We start from the raw sequence: 17,025 nt of genomic DNA, 5'->3' as shown, positions 1-17,025 counted from the left end.
ACATCTGCACCAATGCTCAGCTACCAGAGAGGTGGCTTTTCGCATTAGACAAAAGTTGGTGGCAGCGGAAAAGAAAAGTAAAAACAAAAGGATAAGGGATAAAAAGGGTATCTTCTGGCGCGTGGTGAGCCCTTTCGTTTAAAAACATCACGGGCGAGTAGAGATTCTCTACTACCGTACAGATGACGCCCCTCGGAGACGAGGGGAACCTCTGCGCGAAAGAGTACGCCCATGTCCCTGATCCTCGACGGCGTCACCCGCAAGGTGGCGAGCGAGACCCACATCGATGACGTCAGCCTGACCCTGGAGCCGGGTTCCTTCAATGTCCTGCTGGGCCGCACCCTGGCCGGCAAGACCAGCCTGATGCGCCTGATGGCCGGGCTGGACCAGCCAACCCGGGGGCGCATCCTGATGCAGGGTGAAGACGTGACCGGCAAGGGGGTGCGCCAACGCAACGTGGCGATGGTCTACCAGCAGTTCATCAACTACCCCCACCAGAGTGTCTTCGACAATATTGCCTCTCCGCTGAAGCTGGCCCGTGTCGCCAAGAGCGAGATCCAGCGGCGTGTCCACGAGATCGCTGAGCTGCTGCACATTGAAGGCCTGCTCGACCGCCAGCCGCTGGAGCTGTCCGGTGGCCAGCAGCAGCGCACCGCCATGGCACGGGCGCTGGTCAAGGACGCGGATCTGGTGTTGTTCGATGAGCCACTGGTCAACCTCGACTACAAGCTGCGCGAGGAGTTTCGCGAGGAGTTGAGTGCCTTGTTCGCCCGGCGTGACTGCATCGCGGTCTACGCCACCACCGAACCGGCGGAAGCGCTGGCGCTGGGTGGCAATACGGCAATTCTGCACGAGGGGCGCCTGGTTCAGCATGGCCCGACCGCTACGGTGTTCCGCCAGCCGGCCTCCCTGACCGCGGCGGAGATGTTCTCCGAACCCCCCATCAATGTGCTGGAAGGACGTATCCGCGACGGTGAAGTCAGCTTTGACGACGAGGTGCACTTCCCGCTCGATGAAGATCTGGCGGCGCTTGACGAGGGCAGCTACCGCTTCGGTGTGCGGCCGGCTCATCTGGCCATGCAGCCCCGGGCAGACGATGACCTGGCGCTTGACGTCAAGGTCGAGCTGGCCGAGATCAGTGGTTCCGAGACCTTCCTGCACGTGGGCAACGAGAGGATGTCGCTGGTGGCGCATCTTCCCGGTGTTCACAGCTTTCGTGTGGATGAGCCGATCACACTCTATGTACCGGTGCATCGCCTGTTCGTGTTCGACATGGATGGCAAGACCCTGCACGTGCCGCCGGAAGCTGGTGACGGAGGGGTGCGTCCGCCGCTTCCGTCGTCACAGCAGGCACCGCCGGCGTCGGGGGAGGAGCGCTAGCATGGCCGAGATTCGCCTTTCACAGTTGGCGCACAGCTATTCGGCGTCGCCTTCGAAGCGCAGCGACTACGCCATCGAACAGATGGATCACGTGTGGGAGCAGGGTGGTGCCTATGCCCTGCTGGGGCCATCCGGCTGCGGCAAGTCGACCCTGCTCAATATCATCTCCGGGCTGCTGGTGCCTTCCCAGGGCGAGGTGCGCTTCGACGGGGTCATGGTCAACGAGCTGCCGCCTGAAGAGCGCAACATCGCTCAGGTGTTTCAGTTCCCGGTGGTCTACGACACCATGACGGTCTACGACAACCTGGCCTTCCCGCTGCGCAACGTGAAGACCCCGGAGGAGCGGGTTCGCGAGAGGGTCGAGGAGATCGCGGATATCCTTGATCTGACCGACCGCCTGGCCAGCAAGGCGCGCAACCTCAGCGCCGACGAGAAACAGAAGGTGTCCATGGGGCGTGGCCTGGTCCGTGATGATGTGGCGGCCATCCTGTTCGACGAGCCACTGACGGTGATCGACCCGCAGCTCAAGTGGAAGCTGCGGCGCAAGCTGAAGGAGATCCATCAGCGCTTCGCCATCACCATGATCTACGTGACCCACGATCAACTCGAAGCCTCGACCTTTGCCGACAAGATTGCGGTGATGTACGACGGTCGAATCGTCCAGTTCGGTACCCCGCGCGAGCTGTTCGAAAGCCCCGCTCACACCTTCGTCGGCTACTTCATCGGTAGTCCCGGCATGAACTTCTTCACGCCATGCATCGATGGCGACAACATCCTGATCGACGGCCAGCGCCTCGAGCTGTCCGCCGAGATGCGACGGTCGCTGCTTGATGCTCGTGAACGCAGCGACAACCTCAAGCTGGGCATTCGTCCGGAATTCATCGAGCTTGCCGAGGACGGCACGAGCGGCACCCTCAGCGCCGTGGTGGACCACTGCCAGGATCTCGGGACCTACTCGATCTTGACGCTGGCGCTAGACCAGGCGCGCTTCAAGGTGCGCGTGGAGGAGGGCGGGCTCGCGCTTTCCGGGCGCGTATCGGTGCGCTTTCCCGAAAGATGGTTGAGTTTGTACGTAGATGAATCCCGGGTAGAGGTGGCGCCATGAACAAGGTCCCCAACAATCGCGCCTGGTGGCTGGTGCTGCCGATGCTGGCGCTGGTCGCCTTCTCGGCCATCGTGCCGCTGATGACGGTGGTCAACTACTCGGTGCAGGACGTCTTCGACGCCAATACCCGGTTCTTCACCGGCACCGAATGGTTCGTCAAGATGCTCAACGATCCGGCGCTGCAGGCGGCGCTGGCCCGGCAGTTTGCGTTTTCGCTGACCATTCTGGCGATTCAGGTGCCGCTGGGAGTGGGGATCGCGCTGTTGATGCCCAAGCGTGGCTGGCGGGCGTCACTGGTGTTGATCCTGGTGACCTTGCCCTTGTTGATCCCGTGGAACGTGGTGGGCAGCATCTGGCAGATCTTCACCCGTGGCGACATCGGTCTGATGGGCTGGAGCCTGCGCCAGATCGGCTATCCCTACAACATCACCTCGAGTCCGCTGGACGCCTGGGTGACCATCGTGCTGATGGATGTCTGGCACTGGACCTCGCTGATCGCACTGCTCTGCTACAGCGGTCTGCAGGCGATTCCCGAGGCCTACTATCAGGCGGCGCGCATCGATCGCGCTTCACGCTGGGCGGTGTTTCGCTATATCCAGCTACCCAAGCTCACCAACGTACTGGTGATCGGGGTACTGCTGCGTTTCATGCATTCCTTCATGATCTACGCCGAACCCTTCGTGTTGACCGGCGGCGGGCCGGGAAGCGCGACCACCTTCCTCAGTCAATCGCTGGCGATCATGGCCACCGCCCAGTTCGATGTAGGGCCTTCGGCGGCCTTTTCGCTGATCTACTTCCTGATCATCCTGCTGGTCTGCTGGGTGTTCTATACCGCCATCATGAATCTGCAGAAGGACCGGCAGGGAGGGGCTCGCCATGACTGATGCCACGCCATCCAGTCCCGACCAGGTGCGAAAGCGCGCCGAAAAGGAGGCGGCCCGCCGCCGTCGACAGGGCCGTTCGACAGGACGACGCTTTCGCCGTGGCTTCTTGATGCTGGCCTACATCGTGTTTGTACTGCTGCCGATCTACTGGCTGGTCAACATGTCGCTGCAGACCAACAGCGAGATCCTCGGCGAGCTGACCCTATGGCCGCAATCGCTGACCCTGGCCAACTACGCCAAGATATTCACCGACCCGAGCTGGTACATGGGTTACGTCAACTCGATCACCTATGTGTTGATGAACATGGCCATCAGCATGAGCGTGGCGCTGCCGGCGGCCTATGCCTTCAGTCGCTACCGTTTCATCGGTGACAAGCACCTGTTCTTCTGGCTGTTGACCAACATGATGGCGCCACCGGCGGTGTTCCTGCTGCCGTACTTTCAGCTCTACTACACGGTGGGCCTGTTCGATACCCACATCGCCGTGGCGCTGGCCCACTGTCTGTTCAATATTCCGTTGGCGGTTTGGATCCTCGAAGGCTTCATGTCCAGCGTGCCCAAGGAGATCGACGAGACCGCCTTTATCGATGGCTACAGCTTCCCGCGCTTCTTCGTCCAGGTGTTCATTCCGATGATTCGCTCCGGCATCGGCGTGACGCTGTTCTTCCTGTTCATGTTCTCCTGGGTCGAGCTGTTGCTGGCACGCACCCTGACCTCCACCGAGGCCCAGCCCATCGCCTCGGTGATGACGCGAACCTCGACCGCCTCGGGCATCGACTGGGGCACCCTGGCGGCGGCCGGGGTACTGACCATCGTGCCCGGCATCGTGGTGGTGTTCTTCGTGCGCCATCACATCGCCAAGGGCTTTGCCCTGGGCCGGACCTGAGGAGCACCGACATGGACTGGATGGTATGGACCCTGCCCACGGCGATCTTCTTTGGTGTCATTGCGCTGTTGCTGGTGGTCATGACGACCTGGGAGCTGGTATCGCCGACGCGGGAACGGCGCGGTTTTCTGCCGATCAGCACCACCCGGGGGGACCGTTTCTTCATCGGCATGCTGTCGGCGGCCTACATCCATCTGGCGGTCGTGGGCTTCACCAGCCTGAGTCTGTGGCTGGCGCTGGGCGTATCGGTGGTGTGGATGCTGGTCCTGCTGCGATGGGGCTAGCGGGGGCCAGGCTCCCTTCGACGACAACGATCGACCTGACGGTCGACGACAACAATAGAGGTGACCATGAACGCTAGACTCAAGCTGACCAGACTAGGTGCTGTGGGGCTATTGCTGCTCAGCGGCGGCGCCCTGGCCCAGGACGATCGAACGGCGGTGATCGAGCGCCTGGCCGACGAGGTGTTCAAGGACTCGACCCTGAGCCGCGAGGAACGCATCGCTGAACTGGAATGGTTTGCCAAGGCTGCCGAGCCGTTTGAAGGCATGGAGATCAACACCGTCGCCGAGGGCCTGACCACCCACACCTGGGAGCGCGACGTGCTGGCTCCGGCATTTACCGAACTGACCGGTATCGAGGTAACCCACAACATCATCGGCGAAGGTGATGTGGTGCAGAACATGCAGACCCAGATGCAGTCGGGGCGCAATATCTATGACGCCTACGTCAACGACTCGGACGCCATCGGTACCCACATTCGCTACGGCTCGACCATCAACCTGAGCGAGGCCATGGCCAACGAGTGGAAGGACCTGACGCTGCCGACCCTCGATCTGGACGACTTTATCGGCATTCAGTACACCACCGGGCCCGACGGCAGCATCTACCAGCTACCCGATCAGCAGTTCGCCAACCTCTACTGGTTCCGCTATGACTGGTTCCAGCGCGATGACCTGAAGGCACAGTTCAAGGACATCTACGGCTATGATCTGGGTGTGCCCACCAACTGGACCGCCTATCAGGACATCGCCGAGTTCTTCAGCGAGCACGTCGGCGAGATCGACGGCCAGAAGGTCTACGGCCACATGGACTACGGCCGTCGGGATCCGTCGCTGGGGTGGCGTTTCCATGACTCCTGGCTGTCCATGGCCGGCATGGGCAGTCCCGGGGTGCCGTTCGGCAATCCGGTAGACGACTGGGGCATTCGGGTCGATGAAGAGAGCCACCCGGTGGGGGCCAGCGTCAGCCGTGGCGGCGCCACCAATTCACCGGCCTCGGTGTTCGCCGTCACCAAGATGGTGGAGTGGCTTCGAGACTATGCGCCGCCCGAAGCCCAGGGCATGACCTTCGGCGAGGCCGGGCCGGTGCCGGCCCAGGGCAACGTGGCCCAGCAGATGTTCTGGTACACCGCCTTTACCGCCGACATGGTCAGTCCCGATGTGGCAGTGACCGACGATGAGGGCAATCCCAAGTGGCGCATGGCGCCGTCTCCCACCGGCCCGTACTGGGAAGAGGGGATGAAGGTCGGCTATCAGGACGTGGGGGCCTGGACATTCTTCGATTCGACGCCGGAGGATCGGCGCAGCGCGGCCTGGCTGTTTGCCCAGTTCACCGTGTCCAAGACCGTCTCGCTGGAGAAGCTGATGGCGGGGCTGACGCCGATCCGCCGGTCCGACATCTTCTCCGACCAGATGACCGAGATGGCGCCGAAGCTGGGTGGTCTGGTGGAATTCTACCGCAGTCCCAACGAGTCCAACTGGACGCCTACCGGCACCAACGTGCCTGACTATCCGCGCATGGCGCCGCTGTGGTGGCAGAATCTGGCTCCCGCGGTCAATGGCGACATCTCCGCCCAGGAGGCGCTGGATAATCTGGCCGGTGACCTCGACAACATCATGGCGCGTCTGGCGCGGGCCAAGGTGTTTGCCACCTACGCGCCGGTGCTCAATGAACCCAAGGACCCCGAAGAATGGTTGAGCCAGCCCGGCGCGCCCAAGGCCAAGCTGGACAACGAGATGCCCCAGGGCACCACGGTGCCCTACGAGCAGATGATGGAGGAATGGATGTCGGCCGGTACCCGCGAGTAAGACGGGGACCTGTGCGCAGGTGACGGCGCTTCGCAGGTCGTCTTTCGTGCATGGCCCCTGATGTGCAGGACGCCGGGCCCTCGCTGGAGACAGCGGGGGCCCGGTGCCTTGTGGGCAATACATGGCGCCGGCTGGATAGCACAGGCTGAATGAGAGGAGCGTCTGCCAAGCGTTGGCGGTGGCGTCGAAAGACGCGCAAAATTTTGCCGAAACGTTGCGCGTGCGTTGGTACCATAGCCGGCGTTTGTCCACCGCGGAGCCCTCCATGTCAGACCCCTCGTCCTCTTCCTCGCCCGTCGCCCCATCGGCGGATTCCTTGCCTCGGCTGGCGCTGGTCGGTGCCCAGATGCTATTCGTGGCGTTCGGCGCCCTGGTGCTGGTGCCATTGCTGACCGGCCTCGATCCCAACGTCGCCATGTTCACCGCCGGTATCGGCACCCTGGTGTTCCATCTGACCACGCGTCTGACGGTTCCGGTGTTTCTGGCGTCGTCCTTTGCCTTTATTGCCCCTATTCAGGGCTCCATCGCCCACTTTGGTGTCTCCGCCACCCTGGGCGGGCTGATCGCTGCCGGTTTCGTCTACGTGGCGATCTCCCAGGCGGTTCGGCTGAAGGGGACGGGGTGGCTGCATCGGCTGCTGCCGCCGGTGGTGGTAGGACCGGTGATCATGGTCATCGGTCTTGCCCTGGCGCCGGTCGCGGTGAGCATGGCCACCGGCGAGAACAGCGAGACCATTGGTTACACCCAGGCCATGGTGCTGTCCATGTCGAGCCTGCTGGTGACGCTGATCCTGGCGGTCTTCGGGCGCGGTCTGTTGCGCCTGGTGCCGATCATGGGGGGGATCGTCACCGGCTATCTGATGGCATTGCTGATGGGGGTGGTCGACTTCAGCCCGGTACGTGAGGCGGCCTGGCTGGCGTTGCCATCCTTCACCGCGCCGAGCTTTCACTGGGCGGCGGTCCTGTTCATGATCCCTGTCGCCATCGCGCCGGCGGTGGAGCATATCGGTGACATGGTGGCGATCGGCTCGGTGACCCGACGCAACTACCTGGAGAAACCAGGCCTTCATCGCACCCTGTTGGGCGACGGCCTGGCGACCATTTCGGCGGCGCTGTTCGGTGGGCCGCCCAACACCACCTACTCGGAGGTCACCGGGGCGGTCACCCTGACCCGCGCCTTCAATCCGATGTTCATGGTGTCCGCCGCACTGGTAGCCATCACCCTGGCCTTCGTCGCCAAGCTGGGGGCAGTATTGCAGACCATTCCTACCCCGGTGATGGGCGGGATCATGACCCTGCTGTTCGGCTCCATCGCGGTGGTCGGCATGAATACCCTGGTGCGCGCCGGCAAACCCCTGACCGCCCCGCGTAACCTGGTGGTGGTCTCGCTGATCCTGGTGTTCGGCATCGGTGGTATGCAGTTCGGCGATGGCCAGTTCGCCCTGCAGGGGGTCAGCCTCGCCGCCTTGATCGGCATCGCCCTCAACCTGGTGTTGCCCCGGGCCAGCGAGGACGAATGAACCCTGCTATTACCATGGCCCGGCGTGACAGCCGGGCCATCGGCTGTTGGCGACAGGGCACTGACGATCATGCCCTGTCGTCGTCTTTGATCAATGATGTAGCTGCTCTCCGCCATCGGAAAAGGTGGGGGGAGTGTTCGCACTGACAATCACGCATTCCTGATCCCCCAGGTTGCGAAACCGATGGGGCAGGCGTGAGTCGAAGTAGTAGGCGTCGCCGGGGCCGAGCAGACCTGTCTCGCCGTTGACGGTGATCTCGATCTCGCCGGCGATGATGACGCCGCCTTCCTCGCCGTCGTGTTCAAGCATCTCTTCGCCGGTATCGGCTCCGGGCGGATAGCGCTCGTGGAGCACCGACATGCGTCGGTCCGGGCGTCTGGCCGCGACAAGCCGCCAGGACAGATGGCCATCACCGATCTCGGTGAGCTCCGCGGCGCGATAGAAGGGGCTGGGGTGGTTCGGTTCGTCACCCGCGAAGAAGGCGCTGATCGATACCGGCAAAGCGTCAAGAATCTTCTTAAGCGAGCTGACCGATGGGCTCACATTGTTAAGCTCAATCAGCGAAATGGTGCTGTTGGTCACACCGGCTCTTTTCGCCAGTTCGCGTTGAGAAAGCTGCTTTTCCTGTCGTAGTTGGCGCAATCTGGCGCCGACGTCGAAACTGTCTTCCATCCTGTTTCCCGTCTCGGCAAAGCCGATGTTGTGCATAATGATGGACACATGATACCCGCTAACGTCGCTGTCCGACATCCCTGGCGTCTACTGTCTACCCCGATACGCTCATGGCAGCCTGCGGGTGGCTAAGGCATCATGGAGGATGCTGTCGACGACCAATAAAAGAGGTGCAATGGTGGCGAGGCTGGACGCGAAGGAGATAAGCGGCGTGGTTCTGGCGGGAGGCCAGGGGCGACGCATGGGGGGAGTCGACAAGGGGCTGGTGCCGTTCGACGGCAAGCCGCTGGCGGCGCACGCCGTTGCCTGTCTGAAGCCCCATGTGGCTAGCGTGATGATCAATGCCAATCGCCATCTGGACGAGTACGCGGCTCTCGCCGATCGAGTGGTCGAGGATCACCAGGCGGGCTACCACGGACCCTTGATGGGCATCTACAGTGGTCTGGTCGCGTCCTCTACGCCCTGGGTGGTGGTGGTGCCCTGTGACAGCCCGGCGCTGCCCGCCGATCTGGTGCCCCGGCTGGTGGCTGGCTGGCGCGATGGGCTGGATATTGTCGTCGCCCATGACGGCGAGCGGCTGCACCCCGTGGTGGCGTTGCTGTCCCGTCACCTGCATGAGGATCTGGCGGCGGTACTGGAGCAGGGCGAACGCAAGATCGACCGCTGGTACGATCGCCACCGCTGGGATCGGGTCGACGTCAGCGACTGCGCTGCCGCCTTCGCCAATCTCAACACCGAAGAGGAGAGGCGACGGCTGGAGGCGTGTCGCCAGGAGCGTGACTCATGACGCAGGCGCTGAGCTTGCGCCCCGATCAGCCGCTGTTGGGCATCGCCGCCTGGAGCGGGACCGGCAAGACCACCCTGCTGGAACGTCTGGTACCGATGTTGAAGGGCGCCGGGCTCAAGGTGGCGGTGATCAAGCACGCCCACCACCGCTTCGAGGTAGACCAGCCTGGCAAGGACAGTCATCGCCTGCGTATGGCGGGGGCCGAACCTATCCTGATCGCCTCCCGCGCCCGGCTGGCATTGATGATGGAGACGCCGGGGGGCGAAGAGGCCGATCTGGCAACCCTGCTGGCCATGGTCGCGCCGCTGGAACCGCAACTGGTGCTGGTCGAGGGCTTCAAGGACTGGCCTTTACCCAAGCTGGAGCTCCATCGGCCGGCGCTGGAAAAGCCGCTGATGGCGGAAGACGATCCATGGATTCAGGCCGTCGCCAGTGACGCCCCCCTGGCGACCAGGGGCGATGCGCTCGATCTCAATGATCATGACGCCATCGCCGCCTGGGTCCAGGCCTGGGTGAGGCGATGGCCCGAATGGCTTGTCGCGCACCAGGGAGGAGAACCGTCATGACAACGCTCTCCTGTTTCGATCTTGGTGAGCGCATGCTCGGCGTCGTGGAGGCGCGCGATGCCCTGTTGACGCTGGTGGCTGGTCGCCTGGCGGCGGAAAAGGTGCCCCTGGCCAGGGCCCACGGCCGAGTGCTGGCCGAGGCGGTAGAAGCGCCCTTCGATGTGCCCGGGCATACCAACTCCGCGATGGATGGGGTGGCCCTCAACTGGTCGACCGAGGACCCCGGCGAGGTCTTTCTCCAGGTGGGAGAAGCCCTGGCGGGGCAGCCTTTTCAGGGTCGCCTGGGCGAAGGTGAGTGTATTGCCATCACCACGGGGGCGCCCTTGCCGCCAGGGGCCGACACCGTGGTCATGCTCGAACAGCTCGAGCGAGATGGCGATCGTGTGAGGGTGACACGCGCCGACCGCGTCAAGCAGGGGCAGAACGTGCGCCAGGCGGGCGAGGATCTGCGTGCCGGCCAGGTGGCCATTGCAGCAGGCAGGCGCCTCGAAGCCGCCGCGCTTGGCCTGCTGGCTTCTCTCGGGCAGGCCGAGGTCCGGGTGCGGCGACGCCCTCGGGTAGCCGTGTTCTCCACCGGCGATGAGGTCACGGCACCCGGTGAGGCACGCGCCCAGGCGGCGATCTATGATGCCAACCGCTATTCTCTGATGGGGTTGTTGCAGGAGCATGGCGCCGAGGTAATTGATCTCGGCATCGTCGCCGATGACACCGACGCCCTGGTCGAACAGCTCGCTGACGCCGCCCGGACCGCGGATCTGGTGGTCTCCAGTGGCGGAGTGTCGGTGGGGCAGGCCGACCACACCCGGGAAGCGGTGGAGCGTCTTGGCAGGTTGACCCTGTGGCGGATCGCCATGCGGCCAGGCCGGCCCATGGCATGTGGGGTGATTGGCTCCGACGAGACACCCTTGCTGGGACTGCCGGGTAACCCGGTGGCCTGCATGGTGACCTGTCTGGTGTTTGTGGTGCCGATGCTGGCGGCTCTGGAAGGGCGCTCACCCACTCAGCCACGCTGGAAGGCCTTGGCCGGTAGCGCCTTTCGCAGCAGGGTCGGACGTACGGACTACAGTCGCGGTGTCTTTCACTGTGATGCGGACGGGACCTTGCGGGTGGTCAATACAGGCAATCAGGGTTCCGGTATTCTGTCGTCCATGGTCTCGGCCAATTGCTTGGTCGAGATTCCCGAGGATACGGACTCGGCGTCCATCGATGATATCGTGATGGTACTCCCTCTCTTTCGATTTTCCTGAGGCTTGAACATGACGCTTTCCCATCTCAACGCACGCGGCGAAGCCAACATGGTCGATGTCGGCGACAAGGCAGCGACCCGACGGGAGGCGACGGCGACCGGAAGCATCTCCATGGCGCCGGAGACTCTGGCGCTGTTGAGCGATGGCAAGTTGCCCAAGGGCGACGTGCTGGCGACCGCCAGGATTGCCGGTATTCAGGCCGCGAAACGCACCCACGAGCTGATCCCGCTTTGCCACCAGCTGGCGTTGTCCAAGGTCAGCGTCGACTTCGAGATCGACGCCGAATCCAGTTGTGTCAGGGTGTCCGCCACCTGCCGTCTGACCGGACGGACCGGGGTCGAGATGGAAGCCCTGACGGCCGTATCGGTGGCCTGTCTCACCCTTTACGACATGTGCAAGGCGGTGGACAAGGAGATGGAGATCGGCGAAATCCACGTGGATGCAAAACAGGGTGGCAAGTCCGGTGACTATCTGCGTCGGAGCGCGACCGCTGCGACGGCAACGCCGATCGTGACCAGCCCCGAGAACAGCCCGGCGTTGACCCTGGGGCTTGCGTCCGCCGCGGAGCAGTGTGTCAGGGTGAAGTGCCTGGCTGAACTGCGCGAAAGGCTTGGCGTCGGTGAAGCATCGGTGCCACTGGACAGGTTGCCCAGTGCCGATGTTGCCGGTCTCAAGCAGGCACTGAAGACCCTGGATGATCGCTTCAAGGGGCTGGATGAAGGGCGCGTGCTGTGCGCCGTCAATCAGGTGATGGCGAGTGACGGTACCCGTCTGACCTGTGAGGACGAGGTGGCCTTCTTCCCGCCGGTGACAGGAGGCTGATCGATGATACGCGTGCAGCATGAGACCTTCGATGCAGGTCATGAACAGCGCCGGATGCTCGAACATCGCACCGACATCGGAGCGGTGGTCAGCTTCACCGGACTGGTCAGGGACTTCAATGAACGCCCGGACGTCACGGCGCTGACGCTTGAGCATTATCCCGGCATGACCGAAGCGTCGCTTTCCGAGATCGAAGCTGAGGCGCGACAGCGCTGGCCGCTCGATGAGGTAACCCTGATCCACCGGATCGGTCGTCTGGAGCCCGGTGATCCCATCGTACTGGTGGTGGTGGCCAGCGCCCATCGGCGTGCCGCCTTCGAAGCCTGCGAATTCTTGATGGACCATCTGAAGACCCGGGCGCCATTCTGGAAGAAGGAGCACACCGAAAGCGGCGATTACTGGGTATCTGAACGTCGTCAGGATCATGATGACGCCAAGCGTTGGGAGGTCGCTTCGCAATGACACAACAGTTGATCGATAGTTTCGGTCGCCGGGTGACCTACGTCCGATTGTCTGTCACCGACCGCTGCGACTTTCGCTGCGTCTACTGCATGAGCGAGGAGATGACCTTCCTGCCACGTGCCCAGGTGCTGACGCTGGAGGAAATCGCTCAGGTGGCGCAAGCCTTCACCGAGCTCGGCGTGGAAAAGATTCGTTTGACCGGGGGGGAGCCGCTGGTCCGTCGCAATATCGAGCAACTGGTGTCCAGTATAGGGGCCTTGCCGGGGCTTCGGGACTTTGCCATGACCACCAACGGGGCGGGCCTGAGGCGGCATGCCGAGGCGCTGTGCCAGGGCGGCATGAAGCGTCTCAACATCAGCCTGGATTCGCTGGATCCCGAGCGCTTTCGACGGCTGACACGTACCGGTGACCTCGACAAGGTGCTGGACGGCATCAGCGCCGCTCGGCAGGCCGGCTTTGAGCGCATCAAGCTCAATGCGGTGGTGCTCAAGGGGCGCAACGAAGACGAGGTGCTGGATCTTGTCGAGTTCTCCAGGGCAGAGGGGCTGGATATCAGCTTTATCGAGGAGATGCCGCTGGGCGATGTGTCCGACCATTCCCGTGCCGAGACCTATTGTTCAAGTGACGAGGTGCGCGAAAGGATCGAGCAGCGCTACCCCCTGATGGCCACGACGGAAGCCACCGCAGGGCCTTCTCGCTACTACCGTATGGAGGATAGCGAGACGCGGGTCGGATTCATCTCGCCCCATAGCCATAACTTCTGTGCTTCCTGCAATCGTGTTCGGGTCACGGTGGAAGGGCGTCTGCTGCTGTGCCTTGGCAACGAGCATTCGGTGGATCTCAGGGCGGTATTGAGGCGCTACCCCGGTGACACGGAGAAGCTCAAGGCCGCCATCGTGGAGGCGATGCCGCTAAAGCCTGAGCGGCACCATTTCACCACCGATGGGGATGTTCAGGTGGTTCGCTTCATGAACATGACCGGTGGCTGACAGCGCTTTCGCCAAGTGACCGCTTGTCTCCTTACCTGCGCGGGCGCCTTGGGCGCCCGCTCTTTGTATCCTGGCCGCTGTCTTTTTTCCTCGAGGTGTCAGCGTTTCAACCAATATTGACCGGTCAAGGGGTGACTGGGCTCGTCCAATGAGCTCGCTGTTGACGTATAAAGACCGCCAATATTTCGGTAATTGACAAGGAAAAATCTCCAGCATTTCTTGCCAAGAGTGGCCGGTTGCATATACTTTTCTTCAAGTGAATTGCGGCGTGCGCCGCTTGGTGTCAAAGCTATGGAGTGAGCTATGTCCAGCGAATCATTGGAACGTATTGCGAGAAACAAGAACGTGGCACGGGCAGCGGCTCGTCAACTGAGCATGGAACAGCTGCAAAAACTGGCGGAAGTGGTCGAGGAGGTCATCGATCAGAAGCGCGACGAGGAGCGCCAGCGCCAGGAAGAAGAGATGCAGAAGGCCCAGAAGCTGGCGGAGATCCGTGAGCAGATCACCGAAGCCGGCCTGTCGCTGGATGATCTCGTATCGGAGCAGCCCAAGCGCAAGCGTGGACGTCCGCCCAAGAACGCCAAGTGATTCTGCTGGCGCAGGTGTGGTCACGCGAGTTCGGTTGACCTGACCTTGCACGGACGTGTCGCGTCGCCAGTGCAGCTTGGCCGCTGTGTCACCAAGGCGCGTGCATGACGCAAAGCGCGTGAATGGTGACGGCACGGCCACAAGTACGGCGAACGTCGAGCCGCGACCGGCCCTGGAAACGTCCAGGGCCGGTTGTTTTGTTTATAGGGGGGAGGCTCAGACGTCGCCGGCGATGCCTTCGATATCGCTCGCCATCAACTGGAGTTCGACCTGTGGCAGACGCTGTAAGTGTTCGCCCAGCCAGGCCTGAATACGAGGGTAGAGGCCACGACGGAGCGCCGACAGGGAATCGACGGCCAGGTCGTCGAGTTGTTCGTCGAGCCAGTCGATGAAATTGTCCTCGTCCAGGGGGCTGGTCTGGCTTGAGTCGATCATCAGCCGGCCAATTCTGGCCCAGCCGGTGTCGGTCGCTACCAGGCTGATGGCGAGGAAGAGTACGCCGTGGCGATTGCGCGCATGTGCCGGAGATTGACGCCGGTCGATGCCCCCGCGTTCGATGATGCACTGAGACAGAGGGAAGCTTTCCTCGCGGGTCAGGCCGCCCTGGTCGAACCGGATCAGATCGCCGTTGCGAGGTGCCAGCGGAGCCTCGATGCCCAGGCGACAGGCCAGTTCCTGATGAGCTGACTGATGGTTTTCCTCGCCATGGACCGGCAGCAGTCTGGTCGGCTGGAGCCAGCGATAGAAGCGTTCCAGTTCCTGCTGTGCGGGGTGCCCGGAGGCATGCAGTTCGGGGTGGCTGGCATCATCGATGATGGTGACCTGAAAGCGCGCCAGGCCGCGCTTGAGCCGCTCGATAAGGTGCTCGTTGCCGGGAATGGCCTTGGCCGAGAAGATGACGGTGTCGCCAGTGGTCAGCTCGAAGTGAGGATGCCTTCCCTGGGCAAGGCGCGACAGCGCGGCGCGGGGTTCGCCCTGGCTCCCCGTGGCAATGACCAGCACTTCCTCGGGTGGTAGATAGCCCAGGTCGCTGACGGGCACCAGCGCAGGAAAGTCGTCGAGATAGCCCAGTTGCCTGGCATGGCCCACCATGCGCTCCATGGAGCGCCCGAGCAGGCTGACCCGGCGTCCGCAACGAGCAGCGGCGCGGCCGATGGCCAGGACCCGTGCCAGATTGCTGGCGAAGCAGGAAACGACAACGCGGCCCTGGCAGCGGGAGATGGTAGACACCATGGCCCTTGCGACCTCGCCTTCACTGCGTGAATGGCCGGCCACGTTGGCATTGGTGGAATCACCCACCACCAGATCGACCGGCGCGAGGGCGCGAAACAGATCTTCGTTCACCGGTTGGCCGATCAGCGGCTCTGGGTCCAGTTTCCAGTCGCCGGTATGCAGGATGCGCGAGTTGCCTGCCTGAATGAGCAGAGCGCAGCTTTCCGGGATGGAATGGGTCAGCGGCAGGAAACGAAGGGAAAACCCTGCGATGTCCCTGGCGTCCCCGGGTTCGATGACGTCTATCGCGTCGGTGGGAAGTCCCCGTTCGCCGAACTTGACGCGCAACATGGCGGCGACCAGAGGGGTCGCCAGAATAGGGCAGGCCCAGCGTGGCCATAGCCAGGCGGCGGCACCGATATGATCTTCGTGGCCATGGGTAATGAGCAGCGCCTGCGGACGGATGCCGCGGGTATCCAGTATCGAGGTGTCTGGCACCTGGAGCGGCTCACCTGGAAGGTCCTGGCGAATAAGCATGCCACAGTCGACGGCAATCCAGGCGTCCTGATAGCCGTACAGGCTTAGATTCATGCCGATCTCGCCACAGCCTCCCAGGGGCAGAAAATGCACCGGTGGGCGGCGTCGTGGTCGAATCTGGGCTCGCGGAATCGGCATCATGCTCGGCATCGTGGACGGTGTTCATTTCACTATACGGGATCGACCGCGCACGACTCAACGCGAGAGGTCAAAGGACCCGTGCAGCGGTCGTTCGCCATCTCACTTTTCGCTACAATGCATGCCCCGAATGGGCGTGCTCATCGCCCCTCCCCATGGTGGTGCAAGGTTGGTCACCGAGAGTTGGTCCAAGGATACAGGTGTTATGTCCCATTTCTATCGTCTGGTCGTGTCGTGTCCCGATCGACTGGGTATTGTCGCCAGGGTGTCGAACTTCATTGCTGGCCACGGTGGTTCCATCACCGAGGCCAATCAGCACTCGGACCTGGCCTCTGGTCGCTTCTTCATGCGCTACGAAATCCTGGCCGACTCCATCGGCATGTCGAAGGAAGCCCTGTGCGAGGCCTTTGCGCCGGTAGCGCGTGAATTCGAGATGGACTGGGCGCTGCGCGACACTCGTCAGAAGCGGCGCGTCGTGCTGATGGTTTCCAGGGAATCTCATTGCCTGGTGGATCTGTTGTATCGATGGACCGCTGGAGAGCTCGATTGCGAGATCGCGGCGGTGATTTCGAACCATGACGACATGCGCAAGATGGTCGAGTGGCACGGTATTCCCTACCATCATGTGCCGGTTTCGGCAGACGACAAGAGTGCCGCCTTCGCCGAGGTCGAGCGTCTGGTCGAGGCGTCCGAGGCCGACAGTATCGTGCTGGCGCGCTATATGCAGATTCTTCCACCTGATCTGTGCGAGCGCTACAGTGGGCGAGTCATCAACATTCACCATAGCTTCCTGCCATCCTTTGCCGGGGCCAAGCCTTATCACCAGGCTTACCAGCGCGGCGTCAAGCTGATTGGTGCGACCTGCCACTACGTCACCGAGGAACTCGACGCCGGGCCGATCATCGAGCAGGATATTCACAGGGTCAGTCACTGTCATACGCCGGATGATCTGGTGCGTTTCGGGCGCGATGTAGAAAAGACCGTGCTGGCACGGGGGCTGCGTTGGCACCTCGAAGATCGGGTGCTGATCCACGACAACAAGACCGTCGTCTTTGCCTGAGTCGGCATCAAGGGCGCCGGCCGTTCTTTCGACGCCCGGCGCCTGGGCGGGAGTGGGTGAGCGCGGGAATGGGTGATCGAG

Annotated in this window: 17 protein-coding genes; 15 read left to right on the top strand and 2 right to left on the bottom strand. The window is 62.7% G+C overall.

Annotated features, from left to right (window positions below; all coding sequences use genetic code 11):
- Window positions 1-231: 231 nt before the first annotated feature.
- The 7 genes from NH448_RS09515 to NH448_RS09485 all read left to right on the top strand — a co-directional run bounded on the left by NH448_RS09515 (window position 232) and on the right by NH448_RS09485 (window position 7,864).
- Window positions 232-1,380: an ABC transporter ATP-binding protein gene (locus tag NH448_RS09515; RefSeq protein WP_045994210.1), complete on the top strand. Its 1,149-nt coding sequence runs from the start codon at window positions 232-234 to the stop codon at window positions 1,378-1,380.
- 1 nt (window position 1,381) lies between these two features.
- Window positions 1,382-2,485 (top strand): ABC transporter ATP-binding protein, encoded by a 1,104-nt coding sequence (locus NH448_RS09510; protein ID WP_045994209.1) that lies wholly within the window; start codon window positions 1,382-1,384, stop codon window positions 2,483-2,485.
- On the top strand, window positions 2,482-3,369 hold the full coding sequence (locus NH448_RS09505; protein ID WP_045994208.1) for a sugar ABC transporter permease: 888 nt from the start codon (window positions 2,482-2,484) through the stop codon (window positions 3,367-3,369). The genes NH448_RS09510 and NH448_RS09505 overlap by 4 nt, the downstream gene beginning before the upstream one ends.
- The gene (locus tag NH448_RS09500) at window positions 3,362-4,255 is read left to right on the top strand and encodes a carbohydrate ABC transporter permease (protein WP_045994207.1); all 894 of its coding nucleotides are present in this window, start codon (window positions 3,362-3,364) and stop codon (window positions 4,253-4,255) included. Before NH448_RS09505 ends, NH448_RS09500 begins: the two co-directional genes overlap by 8 nt.
- A gap of 11 nt (window positions 4,256-4,266) precedes the next feature.
- Window positions 4,267-4,539, top strand: a complete 273-nt coding sequence (locus tag NH448_RS09495) for a DUF2160 domain-containing protein (RefSeq protein ID WP_108133102.1) — start codon at window positions 4,267-4,269, stop codon at window positions 4,537-4,539.
- A 66-nt stretch (window positions 4,540-4,605) separates the two neighbouring features.
- Window positions 4,606-6,345, top strand: coding sequence for an ABC transporter substrate-binding protein (locus tag NH448_RS09490; RefSeq protein ID WP_045994205.1), 1,740 nt, complete (start codon window positions 4,606-4,608; stop codon window positions 6,343-6,345).
- A 265-nt stretch (window positions 6,346-6,610) separates the two neighbouring features.
- Window positions 6,611-7,864 (top strand): uracil-xanthine permease family protein, encoded by a 1,254-nt coding sequence (locus NH448_RS09485; RefSeq protein ID WP_045994204.1) that lies wholly within the window; start codon window positions 6,611-6,613, stop codon window positions 7,862-7,864.
- A gap of 90 nt (window positions 7,865-7,954) precedes the next feature.
- On the opposite strand, the gene NH448_RS09480 is transcribed toward NH448_RS09485, so the two are convergent.
- On the bottom strand, window positions 7,955-8,536 hold the full coding sequence (locus tag NH448_RS09480) for a cupin domain-containing protein (RefSeq protein ID WP_045994203.1): 582 nt from the start codon (window positions 8,534-8,536) through the stop codon (window positions 7,955-7,957).
- A 175-nt stretch (window positions 8,537-8,711) separates the two neighbouring features.
- On the opposite strand from NH448_RS09480, the gene mobA reads away from it, so the two are divergent.
- The 7 genes from mobA (at window position 8,712) to NH448_RS09445 (ending at window position 13,997) form a co-directional block, all read left to right on the top strand.
- Complete coding sequence (gene mobA, locus NH448_RS09475; protein WP_045994202.1) at window positions 8,712-9,323, top strand: molybdenum cofactor guanylyltransferase MobA; 612 nt, start codon at window positions 8,712-8,714, stop codon at window positions 9,321-9,323.
- Complete coding sequence (mobB, locus tag NH448_RS09470; RefSeq protein WP_045994201.1) at window positions 9,320-9,889, top strand: molybdopterin-guanine dinucleotide biosynthesis protein B; 570 nt, start codon at window positions 9,320-9,322, stop codon at window positions 9,887-9,889. The genes mobA and mobB overlap by 4 nt, the downstream gene beginning before the upstream one ends.
- Window positions 9,886-11,136, top strand: a complete 1,251-nt coding sequence (gene glp / locus NH448_RS09465; protein ID WP_045994200.1) for a gephyrin-like molybdotransferase Glp — start codon at window positions 9,886-9,888, stop codon at window positions 11,134-11,136. The genes mobB and glp overlap by 4 nt, the downstream gene beginning before the upstream one ends.
- Window positions 11,137-11,145: 9 nt before the next feature.
- Window positions 11,146-11,958: a cyclic pyranopterin monophosphate synthase MoaC gene (gene moaC, locus NH448_RS09460; RefSeq protein WP_045994199.1), complete on the top strand. Its 813-nt coding sequence runs from the start codon at window positions 11,146-11,148 to the stop codon at window positions 11,956-11,958.
- Between the two features lie 3 nt (window positions 11,959-11,961).
- On the top strand, window positions 11,962-12,420 hold the full coding sequence (gene moaE, locus NH448_RS09455) for a molybdopterin synthase catalytic subunit MoaE (protein ID WP_045994198.1): 459 nt from the start codon (window positions 11,962-11,964) through the stop codon (window positions 12,418-12,420).
- Window positions 12,417-13,409, top strand: a complete 993-nt coding sequence (gene moaA, locus NH448_RS09450) for a GTP 3',8-cyclase MoaA (protein WP_253028693.1) — start codon at window positions 12,417-12,419, stop codon at window positions 13,407-13,409. The genes moaE and moaA overlap by 4 nt, the downstream gene beginning before the upstream one ends.
- Window positions 13,410-13,712: 303 nt before the next feature.
- On the top strand, window positions 13,713-13,997 hold the full coding sequence (locus NH448_RS09445; RefSeq protein WP_045994196.1) for a hypothetical protein: 285 nt from the start codon (window positions 13,713-13,715) through the stop codon (window positions 13,995-13,997).
- A gap of 216 nt (window positions 13,998-14,213) precedes the next feature.
- Here NH448_RS09445 and NH448_RS09440 read toward each other — a convergent pair whose 3' ends face one another.
- The gene (locus NH448_RS09440) at window positions 14,214-15,800 is read right to left on the bottom strand and encodes a ribonuclease J (RefSeq protein WP_253028698.1); all 1,587 of its coding nucleotides are present in this window, start codon (window positions 15,798-15,800) and stop codon (window positions 14,214-14,216) included.
- 289 nt (window positions 15,801-16,089) lie between these two features.
- On the opposite strand from NH448_RS09440, the gene purU reads away from it, so the two are divergent.
- Complete coding sequence (gene purU / locus NH448_RS09435; protein WP_045994195.1) at window positions 16,090-16,944, top strand: formyltetrahydrofolate deformylase; 855 nt, start codon at window positions 16,090-16,092, stop codon at window positions 16,942-16,944.
- Window positions 16,945-17,025 lie beyond the last annotated feature (81 nt).

This window comes from Halomonas sp. OfavH-34-E (genome assembly GCF_024124525.1).
GTDB classification, from domain to species: domain Bacteria; phylum Pseudomonadota; class Gammaproteobacteria; order Pseudomonadales; family Halomonadaceae; genus Halomonas; species Halomonas litopenaei.
The sequence above is the reverse complement of the archived record's forward strand: the minus strand, read 5'-3'. Positions and strand labels throughout refer to the sequence as shown.

What these genes read in the sequence shown, in the direction of transcription:
- NH448_RS09510 (WP_045994209.1), top strand. Translation starts at nt 1,382, where the DNA reads ATGGCCGAGATTCGCCTTTCACAGTTGGCGCACAGCTATTCGGCGTCG.
- NH448_RS09500 (WP_045994207.1), top strand. Translation starts at nt 3,362, where the DNA reads ATGACTGATGCCACGCCATCCAGTCCCGACCAGGTGCGAAAGCGCGCC.
- moaA (WP_253028693.1), top strand. Translation starts at nt 12,417, where the DNA reads ATGACACAACAGTTGATCGATAGTTTCGGTCGCCGGGTGACCTACGTC.
- glp (WP_045994200.1), top strand. Translation starts at nt 9,886, where the DNA reads ATGACAACGCTCTCCTGTTTCGATCTTGGTGAGCGCATGCTCGGCGTC.
- moaE (WP_045994198.1), top strand. Translation starts at nt 11,962, where the DNA reads ATGATACGCGTGCAGCATGAGACCTTCGATGCAGGTCATGAACAGCGC.
- mobB (WP_045994201.1), top strand. Translation starts at nt 9,320, where the DNA reads ATGACGCAGGCGCTGAGCTTGCGCCCCGATCAGCCGCTGTTGGGCATC.
- purU (WP_045994195.1), top strand. Translation starts at nt 16,090, where the DNA reads ATGTCCCATTTCTATCGTCTGGTCGTGTCGTGTCCCGATCGACTGGGT.
- mobA (WP_045994202.1), top strand. Translation starts at nt 8,712, where the DNA reads ATGGTGGCGAGGCTGGACGCGAAGGAGATAAGCGGCGTGGTTCTGGCG.
- NH448_RS09485 (WP_045994204.1), top strand. Translation starts at nt 6,611, where the DNA reads ATGTCAGACCCCTCGTCCTCTTCCTCGCCCGTCGCCCCATCGGCGGAT.
- NH448_RS09495 (WP_108133102.1), top strand. Translation starts at nt 4,267, where the DNA reads ATGGACTGGATGGTATGGACCCTGCCCACGGCGATCTTCTTTGGTGTC.
- NH448_RS09490 (WP_045994205.1), top strand. Translation starts at nt 4,606, where the DNA reads ATGAACGCTAGACTCAAGCTGACCAGACTAGGTGCTGTGGGGCTATTG.
- NH448_RS09480 (WP_045994203.1), bottom strand. Translation starts at nt 8,536, where the DNA reads ATGGAAGACAGTTTCGACGTCGGCGCCAGATTGCGCCAACTACGACAG.
- NH448_RS09505 (WP_045994208.1), top strand. Translation starts at nt 2,482, where the DNA reads ATGAACAAGGTCCCCAACAATCGCGCCTGGTGGCTGGTGCTGCCGATG.
- NH448_RS09445 (WP_045994196.1), top strand. Translation starts at nt 13,713, where the DNA reads ATGTCCAGCGAATCATTGGAACGTATTGCGAGAAACAAGAACGTGGCA.
- NH448_RS09515 (WP_045994210.1), top strand. Translation starts at nt 232, where the DNA reads ATGTCCCTGATCCTCGACGGCGTCACCCGCAAGGTGGCGAGCGAGACC.
- NH448_RS09440 (WP_253028698.1), bottom strand. Translation starts at nt 15,800, where the DNA reads ATGAATCTAAGCCTGTACGGCTATCAGGACGCCTGGATTGCCGTCGAC.
- moaC (WP_045994199.1), top strand. Translation starts at nt 11,146, where the DNA reads ATGACGCTTTCCCATCTCAACGCACGCGGCGAAGCCAACATGGTCGAT.